The following is an 11376-nucleotide window of genomic DNA, read 5'->3' on the forward strand; positions in this document are numbered from 1 at the left end:
GTGTTACCTCGACGGAACGGTTGCCTCACGTGCCTCGTCCGACGCCTGTGAGATCTCCGGCGGATCGGTCTCCTGCAGCCAGTCAACGATGCCGCAGACGAGCTTCTTGCACCCGCCACAACCCGTGGTCGCGAGCGTCGCGCTGGCAAGCGCTTCGACCGTCGTGGAGCCGCAATCCCAAGCGTGCACAAGGTCACCTTTGGTCACGCCGTTGCATCGGCACACCGTGGTAGCTGCCGGCATCGTCGTCGGCGATGCGCTCTCGACGACTCCCATCGAACCGGTGCCCATCAGCAGGAGCATCGGGTCGGCCGGGAGCATGCCCGGACGGTCGAACTGGGTCGAGAGGTGCGCGGCAAGATCAGGCGCTCCGACGCAGGTCACTCCGACGAGCGTGTCGCCACGGGCGACGAGCTCAACATGGCGACGTTCGCGGGGGTCGGACAGCGTCACGACACGGTCGCGCTCGGACGCCGTCGAGGCGCGGATGCCCATCGTCACGACGCTCATACCGACCGCCTTCAGTCGCATGGCCGATCCGGAGATGGGTGGGAGTTCTAGTTCGGTGTCGTGCGCGATGCTGCGAGCCAGGGCTCGGGCCTGAGCCCAGCCCGGCGCGACCAGACCGCTGACTCCACTGGGAGTTTCGGCGCAGTCACCGATGGCTGAGATTCGCGGATCCAGAGTTGTCCGCAGATCCTCGCCAACGACGATGCCCATGTTGGTCTCAAGTCCGGCAGCACCGGCGAGACCTGTCTCGGGGGCCGTGCCGGCAGCCAGCACGACGAGTCCCGCGGGATACGACGTTCCGTCTTCGAGGCGGACTGCCGTGACTCGGCCATCGGAAACTGCGACGGATGCGATCTGGGCGTTACCGACGAAGTCGATGCCCAAATCCTTGGCGGTGCTCTCGGCGATCTGAGCGACTACCGGGTCGAGATCGCGATCGAGCATCGTCGGCATGATCGACATGACCGTGACGCTGACACCGCGATGCTGCAGGCCACAGGCGAGCTCGATGCCCAGCGGACCACCGCCGATCACGACCGCACGATCGACGTTGAGCGCTGCGGCCGAGATGTCGCGTGCGTCGTCAAGGCTGCGGAGAACGTGGGCACCGCGAGGCAAGCCGTCGCGAAGACCCGGGATCGGGATGACTCGCCCGCGGGCACCGGTGGCCAGCACGAGGTGGTCGTACTCGAACTCGCCCTGCGCCGTGACGACACAGCGGCGCTCCCGGTCGATCTCGAGTGCGGCGGCACCCGGGCGTACGCGCACGCGGCCTTCATCCGGAGTCGGCAGGGCCAATCCAGCCAAGTCCACACGACCCGCGACGAGCTCAGTCAGCAGCACACGGTTATAGGGCTCGTACGACTCCTCGCCGAGCAGGTCGACGTCGACGTCGGGCGCAATGCGTCCCAGCTCATCGACGAAACGGTTGCCCACCATGCCGGCACCAATGACTACAACCTTCATGCCGTCGCCTCCCTGCTGATCTGTACGGCGCACACCTTGAATTCCGGCATTCCGGACACTGGATCTGTCGCGGAGCTCGTCACGGCGTTGACCATCCCCTCGTCTGCGAAATGGAACGGGACGAACACTGTGTCCGGGCGGATGTCGGGGCTGATGCGCGCCTGAGCGACCATCGAGCCGCGCCTGGACGTGATACTGATGTTGTCGATGCCTTCGACGCCGATCCGCTGCGCGAGTACGGGATGGATCTCCACGTACGCGCGCGGCATCGAGTCGTTGAGCTTCGCGACGCGACGGGTCTGGGCTCCGGATTGGTAGTGCTGAAGCACCCGCCCAGTCACGAGCCAGACGGGTGCATCAGCGCGCAGGACGTCGTCGGGTCCGACAGCCCGAACGGCGATCATCTTTGCTTTTCCAGTCGGAGTGGGGAACGACTCAGCGAACAGTCGCGGCGTGCCGGGGTGGTCCTCGGACGGGCACGGCCAATAGAGCGCTTCACCTGCGTCGAGGCGGTCGTACGAGATGCCTGCATAGTCAGCACGCCCGCCTGCACTGGCGAGACGAAGCTCGTCGTACACCTCACGCGGTTCGGTGGGCCAGGTGCTTGGCGCGTCGAGACGTGCCGCGAGCTCGGAGAAGATCTCGAGCTCCGAGCGAACGCCGTCGGGCGCTTCGACTGCCTTTCGGCGTCGGAGCACACGGCCTTCGAGGCCCGTCATCGTTCCCTCCTCCTCGGCCCACTGCGTGACCGGGAGGATGTAGTCGGCGAGCATGGCGGTTTCGGACGGGATGAAGTCACAGACGACAACCAGATCGAGTGACTCGACGCGGCGACGTATGGTGCCGGCATCCGGCGCACTGACCAGGACGTTGCTGCCGTGCACGAACAGTGCACGCGGGCCGTCGGGTTGACCCAAGCTCATCAGCAGTTGGACTGCCGGCACACCGGCGCCAGGGATCGCGTCGGGATCGACGCCCCATACGGCGGCGACATGTTCGCGGGCTGCCGGGTCAACGATCATCCGGTAGCCGGGAAGCTGGTCGGACTTCTGGCCGTGCTCGCGGCCACCTTGGCCGTTGCCCTGACCCGTGATCGCGCCGTAACCACCGCGCTCGGCTCCGACGAGTCCGAGCGTCAGCGCAAGATTGATGACAGCGGTCACCGTGTCAGTGCCGTCGACGTGTTGTTCGGAGCCGCGGCCGGTCAACAGGAAGGCGCCCTTGCCTCCGCGATGAGGGCTGGCGTCCGCCAGGATACGAGCGATACGACGCAGCTGCGTCTCGGAGACGCCCGTCGTCGCGGCGACCCGCTCGGGCCACCACTCCGCGACACTGCGACGTACGGCATCGACACCATCGACCCGTGCCGCGAGGTAGTCGCTGTCGAACAGTGACTCGGCGAACACAATGTGCAGGAGTCCGAGGATGAACACGAGGTCGGTGCCGGGAACGAGCTGAACGTGCTCTCCCCCGCCTTCCTCGGTGAGCTTGGCAGTCGCACTGACACGCGGATCCACGACGATCAACCCGCCGCGCTCGCGTACGCCGCCGAGGTGCTGGACCGCTGGCGGCATGGTGTCTGCCAGGTTGCTGCCGAACAGTACGACCACGTCCGCGTCGTTGAGATCCGTCAGCGGGAACGGCAACCCACGGTCAATACCGAGCGTGCGATTCGCGGCGGCCGCAGCGGACGACATACAGAAGCGACCGTTGTAGTCGATCAACCTCGTGCGAAGTGCGAGCCGGGCGAACTTGCCCAACTGATAGGCCTTCTCGTTGGTCAGGCCTCCCCCGCCGAACACAGCAACACCGTCCGGCCCGTGCTCTGCCTGGATCGCCTGCACGCGAGCGGCGATGTCATCGAGCGCCTCGTCCCATCCGACAGGCTCAAACCCTGTCGGAGTACGGCGAAGCGGCGTGGTGATGCGATCCTGCGCCCGAAGAAGTTCCGCACTGGTCCAGCCCTTTTGGCACATTCCGCCGACATTGGTCGGGAACGCCCGCGGCTCGGCGGCGATGGGATCGCCGCCGAGCTTCTGGGCGCATTGGAGTGCGCAGTAGGGACAGTGCGTGTCGGTCATGTGGTTCTCAAACACCAGCCTTTGCCATCGTGGCCGACTTGCGTACGTAGAAGAACCACGTCACGGCGAGGCAGATGACATAGAACGCGGTGAAGATTCCGAACGCGGTCTTGACGGCCTCGACAGGGTTGTCGACCCACGGCGAACCGAAGGTGATCGGGATCAGGAACCCGCCCAGAGCACCGATCGCTCCGGCGATGCCGATCACTGCCGACGATTCCTTGGTGGCCTTGGTGCCCTTGGCCAGGTTCTTCCAGATCAGCGGGATCATCCGGTACGTCGAGCCGTTGCCGATACCGGTGGCGGCGAAGACGAACAGGAATGCGATCAGGAAGAACGGGAAGATGTCGGAGTTGTGGTTGACGGCCGAGACGATCTCCGGGCTGAAGCCGGGGAACGCCGACGGATCCTTGGCCCACAGAGCGAGCTTCTCCGGCGGTGCGACAGGAACGGGCTTCAGCAGCGTCAGCGTGTAGAGCACCGTCAGCGTGCCGACGATCATCGCGATGAACGTCCAGAAGGTGACGCGCGCTCCGCCGAACTTGTCGGCCAGCTTGCCGCCGATGGGACGGGCGATGGAGCCGACGAGAGCGCCGAGGAACGCGTAGTACGCGAAGTTGATACCGATGGACTCAGTGGGGATCGGTGAGCGGAAGAAGTTGATCTTGATCAGCAGCGGCATGGCGGCCGAGTAGCCGATGAACGATCCGAACGTACCGATGTAGAGGAACGACATGATCCACGTGTGCTTGTACTTCACGACGGCCATCTGCTCGCGCGGCTTGGAGTACGCGGACGTCAGGTTGTTCATGAAGAGGTACGCGCAGACTGCGGCAATGACAGCGAGAGCTGCGTACAGGTAGCCAGCGCGCTGGAGGACCAGACCGCTCTGGCTCGCCTTGACGAGACCGAAGGCTCCGGCGCCACCGACGATGATCGGCAGGAAGAACTGGATGATCGCCACACCGAGGTTGCCGCCGGCTGCGTTCAGGCCGAGAGCCGAACCCTTCTTGCGTGCGGGGTAGAAGAAGTTGATGTTGGCCATCGAGGAGGCAAAGTTGCCGCCACCCAGGCCGGCCGTTGCCGCGATCGCGACGAACACGCCGTACGGAGTGTCAGGGCGCTGCACGAAGTAGGCGAACAGCAGCGTCGGGATCAGCAGCAGCAGAGCGCTGACAATCGTCCAGTTGCGGCCACCGAATTTCGGTACGGCAAATGTGTAGGGCAGTCGGATGAGCGCACCGACCAGGTTGGGCACGGCGACAAGGAAGAACAGCTGCTGCGGGGTGAAGTTGAACCCGACCTTGACCAGCATGACCGAGCTGACGCTCCACAGCAGCCACACCGAGAAGCCGAGGTGTTCGCTGAAGATGGACCAGATCAGGTTGCGGCGTGCGATCGGCTTGCCGGTGGACTCCCAGAACGCTTCGTCCTCGGGATCCCAATCGTCGATCCAGCGACCGGTGCGATGAGTGGCAGAGGGTTGTGGGGCCGACGAGTTGTCGGGAGGACTAGTGATGACGCTTGTCATAGGACGCTCCGAGGTCGGCGATTCCGCACGGTGCGGTATCTCGTGACCCTGAACGTATGGACCTCGTGTTTCGGTCGAAGGTGAACTCCGATCAGGAGTGGGTAACACTCTCTGCACGGTCGCAACATGCCCGTTGTGAGATCGGCACTCATGCGTGCCTCCACACCGCGGGGAGCGTCTCGATCGACGTACCGGCAGTCGCTGCACCTGGCCGTACGACCAGTAGTCCGTCAGACGACGCGAGTCCGCGGAGCATCGACGAGCCCGTCCACGATGTCGGCACGACTCCCGCATCGGACCTGATGAACGGCACAATCCGGGTCCCGCCGTCGAATCGGTCCAAGTCGGTACCGAGCAGTTCACGGGTGTTTGGGCGTTCTGTTTCGAGGGTCATCGCACGGAGGGCCGGCTCAACCACGGCCAGGAATCCGACGACGGCTGCGAGCGGGTTTCCGGGCAGTCCGGCAACCAGTCGGCCGTCGGGAAGGATCGCCAGAACAGTTGGTCCTCCGGGTCGCACGGCGACTCGGTCGACGATGATTTCGGCCCGCACCCGGCGCAGCGCCTCGTGCAAATGGTCTGCCTCGCCGACGGCGGTTCCGCCGGTCGTGATGACGATGTCCGCGGTCGAGGCAAGCAGTTGCGCGGCAAGCGCCTCGACATCGTCGGGCACGGCGAGAACGTTCTCGACTGAGCCGCCCGCACCTCGCACCATGCCGGTGAGGGCTGGGCTGACTGAGTCGCGTACGCGCCCTGGCACTGGTCGGCCGCTCAGATCGACTTCGTCGCCGGTAACCAGTAGATCGATCGTCGGGACGATCGCCACTTCAAGCTCGTCGTGTCCTGTGCTGGCGGCCAGAGCGATCGACATCGAGTCGAGTCTCGCGCCGGCATGGACCATCACGTCTCCGCGATGTGCTTCGTCGCCGCGCGGACGTACATCTTTGAGGCTGAGTGCAACGCCAGTCGGTGGAGCCCACTGCAGTTGTCCGTCGATGATGTCGCCATGCTCGCGTCGTATGATCGCGGTCGCTCCAGCCGGGACGACTCCCCCGGTGCCGATTCCGATGGCTTCCTGCGCTCCAAGCGGTCCATCCGGCGTCGTGCCGTTGACCAGCCGTCCGCGGACCTGCCACGGGCCTTCACCGGACACTGCCCACCCGTCCATTGCCGAAACATCAGCGGCGGGCAGGTCGATCAGGGATCGTACGTCGCTTGCGAGGACCCGACCGTGCGCATCGGCAAGATCGCACATTTCGCTGGCGAGAGGCTTGGCACGGCTCGTCGAGACGCGACGAACCGCATCCCAATCACCACGTACGAGTGCTGCCATGGCTTGAGGCTATGAACACGAGGTTTCCGCGACCACGAGGTCGCGTGATCGCGGCGTAACAGTGTTCTCACAGTCGGACTAGTCCGACTGTGAGGTTGCGAATCAGGCTTCGAGGACGACCGGGAGGATCATCGGGCGCCGGCGCAGCTTGCGTCCGACGAACGATCCGAGCACCCTGCGGATGACCTGTTCGAGCTGCCTGGAGTCATGGGTGCCCTCCTTGAGGGCCTCCTCGATCGCCGAAATGATCTTGGGCATGACCTCGTCGAATGCCGAATCCTCCTCGGCGATACCGCGGGCGTGAATCTCGGGACCGGACAGGATCTTGCCGTTCGTCGAGTCGATCACGACGACGACGGAGATGAAGCCCTCTTCGCCCAGAACGCGGCGGTCCTTGAGCTCAGAATCGGTGAGGTCGCCGACCGACGAGCCGTCGACGTACACATAGCCACACTGGACCGCGCCGACAATCGAGGCGTGACCATCGACGAGGTCGATGACGTAGCCATCTTCAGCCAGGATCACGTTGGGAACACCGGTCGCCGTGGCGAGCTTGGCGTTGGAGTGCAGGTGGCGGATCTCGCCGTGCACCGGGAGCACATTGGTCGGCTTGACGATGTTGTAGCAGTAGAGCAGCTCGCCAGCAGACGCGTGACCCGAGACGTGGACGAGGGCATTGCCCTTGTGAACGACGTTGGCGCCGAGCTTGGTGAGGCCGTCGATCACGCGGTAGATCGCGTTCTCGTTGCCCGGAATCAGCGACGAGGCCATCAGCACGGTGTCGCCCGGTTCGAGGCTGACCTGCTGGTGGCTGTTGTTGGCCATCCGCGACAAGGCGGCCATCGGCTCGCCCTGCGAACCGGTCGACATCAGCACCATCTTGTTGGGCGGCGCCGCATCGATCTTGTCGACCACGACGCCGTCGGGCACGTTGAGGTAGCCCAGGTCGCGAGCGATCTGCATGTTGCGAACCATCGAGCGGCCGACGTACGCAACCTTGCGTCCGTGCTTGTGCGCTGCGTCGATGACCTGCTGGATGCGGTGAACGTGCGAGGCGAACGACGCGACAATGATCCGGCCGTTGCTGCTGGCAAAGACGTTGTCGATCGCCGGTGTGATGCTGCGCTCCGACGTCGTGAATCCTGGTACTTCCGCGTTGGTCGAGTCCGTGAGGAACAGGTCGACTCCCTGCTCGCCGAGCCGCGCGAAGGCGCGAAGGTCGGTGATGCGGCCGTCCAGGGGCAGCTGGTCCATCTTGAAGTCGCCCGTATGCAGCGCGACTCCCGCAGGGGTCTTGATCGCAACGGCGAGTGCGTCGGGGATCGAGTGGTTGACGGCAACGAACTCGAGCTCGAAGGGGCCGAACTTCTCGATCTGGCCCTCGGTGACGGTGTGTGTCGGGGCGTCCTTGAGGCGGTGTTCCTTGAGCTTGGGCGCCAATAGAGCCAGCGTCAGCCTGGATCCGATCACCGGAATGTCGCCACGCTCGCGCAGGAGGTAGGGCACGCCACCGATGTGGTCCTCGTGGCCATGCGTCAGCATGATGCCGACGACGTCCTTGAGTCGGTCGCGGATCGGACCAAAGTCCGGGAGGATCAGGTCGACGCCGGGCTGGTGCTCCTCGGGGAACAGCACTCCGCAGTCGACGATCAGCAGTTTGCCGTCGTACTCGAAGACCGTCATGTTGCGGCCGATCTCGCCGAGTCCTCCGAGCGGGATGACGCGAAGTGCGCCTCGCGGGAGTGCTGGGGGTAGATCAAGTTCGAGGTGCATGTGGCTCATACAGAAAGGCCTAGCTTTCGAGAAGGCCCGACGCCACCAGTCCGGCGCGAATGATCGCGACTTCCTCTTCGGTGGCTTCGGGGAGGGGTGCACGCATCGTGCGGTGCTCGAGAACACCGAGCAGCTGGAGCGTCGCCTTGGCGGAGATCGCACCTTGCGTGTAGTTCATGATCGCCTTGACGGCGGGAAGGAGCCGGTCGTTGATCGACCGCGCTTCGGCGAGGTTGCCTGCGTCGACTGCGGCAACCATGTCGGCGTACTGGCGTGCGGCCGCGTGGGACGCGACGCTGACGACACCGCTGGCGCCCATGGCGAGCCACGGGAGGTTGAGCGGGTCGTCACCGGAGTAGATCTTGATGCCGGTCTCGCGCATCAGCCAGGCGCCGCGGTTGAGGTCGCCGACGGCATCCTTGACTGCAACGATCAGCGGGTTGTCCGCCATCGCGGCATACGTCTCGTCGGCGATCGTGATCACGCTGCGGCTCGGAATGTCATAGAGCATCACGGGCGTGTCATCGCCAGCACGAGCGACTTCAGTGAAGTGCGAGAGCAGGCCGGACTGCGGTGGCTTGCTGTAGTAAGGCGTCACGATGAGGAGGCCATCGGCACCGGCCTTCTTGGCCTGCTGGGCGAGCTCGATCGAGTGACGCGTGTCGTTGGTGCCGACACCAGCAACGATCGAGGCGCGATCTCCGACTGCTTCGATCACGGCGGTGAGGAGTCGACCGTCTTCGGCGATGGTCGTCGTGGGCGACTCGCCAGTCGTTCCGCTGACGACGAGGCCGTCGCTGCCGCTGTCGACAAGGTGTGACGCCACCTTCTGCACAGCATCGAGATCGAGTTCACCCTCGCGGGTGAACGGCGTGACCATTGCGGTCAGCACACGCCCAAAAGGCGCGGCCTCGGTGGCGAGTGGCGACGTCATACGTCGAGGTTACCGCTTCGAACGTCCCCGGCGACGGGCAGGATGGGAGCTGCCCGAGCGCCAGCGAGGGCACCATGAGGTAGCAAATGCCGCTGCCTCCGTATCTTTGCCTTCAACGGAGGTTGCGGCATGGCCGAGGACATTTACGACATCGACACCGCGTCAACGCCCCGCGGAGACGGCATACGCGACTTGGTGCTGACCGACCGCTGGAACACGCCGCTCGGCAAGCCCAACGGCGGCTACATCCTCGCGGCCATGCTGCGCGGTCTCGGCGAGGAGATGGAGGCCGACGACCCGATGGTCGCCGCGATCTCCTATCTCGCCTCGCCGGAGACCGGAGCAGCCGAACTTCGTACGACCGCGCTGCGTCGTGGACGCCGCGTACAGACCGGTGAAGCGGCGCTGTGGGAAGGCGACCGACACATCGCCCATCTGCTGGCGAGCTTCGGCGCTCGTACGGGTGGGCGGTCCGTCGAGCTTGGCACTCCCCCGGCGCTGCCTGCGCCCGACGAGTGCTTCGACCCGAAGGATTTTCCCGACGCCTTGCCCTCGTCCAGCATCTTCGATCGCGTCGACTATCGGCTCACCGAAGCCCCGGGCTGGGCGCTCGGCGAGCCCAGCGGCGATCCCACTGCGGAGCTCTGGCAGCGGCTCGCAGGAGGCCGCGAGATCGACTTCCCAGCTCTTGCGTTTCTCTGCGACGCGTACGCCCCACCGGTGCTCGAGATCGGCGAGTTCATGTCGATGACGGTGCAGCTCACGGTGCACTTGCACCGACGCCCCGTCCCGGGCTGGATCGCCACTCGGCTGACGACGCGGCACGTCATCAACGGCTATCACGAAGAGGACTGCGAGCTTTGGGACGAAGCCGGCAACCTCGTCGCGCAGAGCCGCCAGCTCGCGATCCTGCTCAGTTAGCGCGGTCGAAGCGAGTGATCGTGAACGGCGGAACGTCGTCGGGGTGGTCGCTGCGCTCTACGACGGTCCACTCAGCCCAGTCGACCTCGGGGAAATAGGTGTCGCCCTCAGGCGCCAGCTCGACCCGAGTAACGACCATCGAGTCGACGAGTCCGGCGTCAAGCGCTTCAGCGTAGATCTGCGCGCCACCGACCAGGAAGATCTCGTTGTCGAGCTCTGCCGCCTGCCTGAGTGCGTCGGGCAGGCTCGGGGCGACCAAGACACCCGGTGCGGACCACACGACCTGTCGGGTGACGACGATCGTCGTACGACCTGGGAGCGGTCGACCGATCGAGTCATAGGTCGCGCGACCCATCACCATCGGATGGCCCATGGTCAGCGCCTTGAAGTTGGCGAGGTCAGCGGGCAGGCGCCACGGGATACCGCCGTCGGCGCCAATGACGCCGTTGGTGCCCATCGCCACGACGAGCGTCAGCGTCACTCTGTTGACCTCATTCGGCTCCGCCTCATACTGCGATCGGAGCCTTGATGCCGGGGTGAGGCTCGTAGCCGGTGATCTTGATCGAGTCGAAGGTGAAGTCATCGATCGAGGTGACCGACGGATCAAGCCACAACTCCGGAAGCGGGCGCGGCTCGCGGGAAAGCTGTTCGTGAGCCTGGTCGAGGTGGTTGATGTAGAGGTGCGCGTCACCGAACGTGTGCACGAAATCACCGACCTCGAGCCCCGCCACCTGCGCGACCATGTGGGTCAGCAGGGCGTAGGACGCGATGTTGAACGGCACACCTAGGAACACGTCAGCCGAGCGCTGGTACATCTGGCAGGAGAGCTTGCCGTCGGCAACGTAGAACTGGAAGAACGCGTGGCACGGCATCAGCGCCATGGCATCGAGATCAGCCACGTTCCATGCGCTGACAATGTGGCGGCGTGAGTTGGGATTGGCCTTGATCTGCTCAATGACCTGCGCGAGCTGGTCGATGTGCTGACCGTCGGGGGCCGGCCAGGAGCGCCACTGGTAGCCATAGATCGGCCCGAGGTCGCCATCCTCAGCGGCCCATTCGTCCCAGATCGTGACGCCCTTGTCGCGAAGTGCGTTGTTGTCGGTCGATCCAGCGATGAACCAGAGAAGCTCTTCGATGATCGAACGGGTGTGGACCTTCTTGGTCGTGACGAGCGGGAAACCCTCGCTCAGGTCGAACCGCATCTGATGGCCGAAAACACTCTTGGTGCCGGTGCCTGTGCGGTCACCTTTGTCGACTCCTTCGTCGAGGATCCGTTGGACAAGATCGAGGTAAGCCCGCATGACCGCAGAGTATCAATCGGCGATGA

9 protein-coding genes are annotated in these 11376 nt (G+C 64.8%); 1 reads left to right on the forward strand and 8 read right to left on the reverse strand.

The features are described from left to right. Positions 1 to 3 precede the first annotated feature (3 nt). The 6 genes from J2X11_RS11175 to dapA all read right to left on the reverse strand — a co-directional run bounded on the left by J2X11_RS11175 (position 4) and on the right by dapA (position 9128). A complete protein-coding gene (locus tag J2X11_RS11175) occupies positions 4 to 1476 on the reverse strand; it encodes an FAD-dependent oxidoreductase (protein ID WP_309970815.1) in 1473 nt (490 codons plus the stop codon). Continuing rightward, the gene (locus J2X11_RS11180; protein WP_309970818.1) at positions 1473 to 3557 is read right to left on the reverse strand and encodes a molybdopterin oxidoreductase family protein; all 2085 of its coding nucleotides are present in this window, start codon (positions 3555 to 3557) and stop codon (positions 1473 to 1475) included. The genes J2X11_RS11175 and J2X11_RS11180 overlap by 4 nt, the downstream gene beginning before the upstream one ends. Before the next feature lie 7 nt (positions 3558 to 3564). Further along, positions 3565 to 5088 (reverse strand): nitrate/nitrite transporter, encoded by a 1524-nt coding sequence (locus J2X11_RS11185; protein ID WP_309970820.1) that lies wholly within the window; start codon positions 5086 to 5088, stop codon positions 3565 to 3567. A gap of 148 nt (positions 5089 to 5236) precedes the next feature. Then, positions 5237 to 6421 carry a molybdopterin molybdotransferase MoeA gene (locus J2X11_RS11190; RefSeq protein ID WP_309970825.1) on the reverse strand — a complete coding sequence of 395 codons (1185 nt, stop codon included), beginning with the start codon at positions 6419 to 6421 and terminating at the stop codon, positions 5237 to 5239. A 102-nt stretch (positions 6422 to 6523) separates the two neighbouring features. Continuing rightward, a complete protein-coding gene (locus J2X11_RS11195; protein WP_309970828.1) occupies positions 6524 to 8203 on the reverse strand; it encodes a ribonuclease J in 1680 nt (559 codons plus the stop codon). A gap of 10 nt (positions 8204 to 8213) precedes the next feature. Then, on the reverse strand, positions 8214 to 9128 hold the full coding sequence (gene dapA / locus J2X11_RS11200) for a 4-hydroxy-tetrahydrodipicolinate synthase (protein ID WP_309970831.1): 915 nt from the start codon (positions 9126 to 9128) through the stop codon (positions 8214 to 8216). 129 nt (positions 9129 to 9257) lie between these two features. Here dapA and J2X11_RS11205 point away from each other — a divergent pair, with 129 nt between their 5' ends. After that, positions 9258 to 10049 carry a thioesterase family protein gene (locus J2X11_RS11205; RefSeq protein WP_309970834.1) on the forward strand — a complete coding sequence of 264 codons (792 nt, stop codon included), beginning with the start codon at positions 9258 to 9260 and terminating at the stop codon, positions 10047 to 10049. Here J2X11_RS11205 and J2X11_RS11210 read toward each other — a convergent pair. Continuing rightward, positions 10042 to 10530: a dihydrofolate reductase gene (locus J2X11_RS11210; protein WP_309970837.1), complete on the reverse strand. Its 489-nt coding sequence runs from the start codon at positions 10528 to 10530 to the stop codon at positions 10042 to 10044. The two genes, J2X11_RS11205 and J2X11_RS11210, sit on opposite strands and share 8 nt — an antisense overlap. Positions 10531 to 10555: 25 nt before the next feature. Then, positions 10556 to 11350 carry a thymidylate synthase gene (locus J2X11_RS11215; protein ID WP_309970841.1) on the reverse strand — a complete coding sequence of 265 codons (795 nt, stop codon included), beginning with the start codon at positions 11348 to 11350 and terminating at the stop codon, positions 10556 to 10558. Positions 11351 to 11376 lie beyond the last annotated feature (26 nt).

The sequence above is a fragment of the Aeromicrobium panaciterrae genome (assembly GCF_031457275.1).
In the GTDB taxonomy this organism is placed as follows: domain Bacteria; phylum Actinomycetota; class Actinomycetes; order Propionibacteriales; family Nocardioidaceae; genus Aeromicrobium; species Aeromicrobium panaciterrae_A.